A 241-nucleotide genomic window follows, 5' to 3' on the forward strand; every position below is an offset into this window, starting at 1 on the left:
GTTCCTGCCGTACCAGCAACGCCAGATAAATCATCAGAAATACCGAAATAACCTTGTTGTGTTTGGCTTTTGTGCATTGAATAAAGCACTGAAATCAGGCTACAATCTATAGGTTTTGTATTTCATGCCGACGTGGTGAAATTGGTAGACACGCTATCTTGAGGGGGTAGTGGCGAAAGCTGTGCGAGTTCGAGTCTCGCCGTCGGCACCAACTGCGATTCCATCGCTAATCTGATCGAGG

1 tRNA gene is annotated in these 241 nt (G+C 46.9%); it reads left to right on the plus strand.

The annotated features are described in order from the left end of the window. Positions 1 to 126: 126 nt before the first annotated feature. Positions 127 to 211, plus strand: a tRNA-Leu gene (locus ACZ3HG_RS24675). The last annotated feature ends 30 nt before the right edge of the window (positions 212 to 241 follow it).

The sequence above is a fragment of the Erwinia sp. PME.40.26/001 genome, assembly GCF_055556675.1.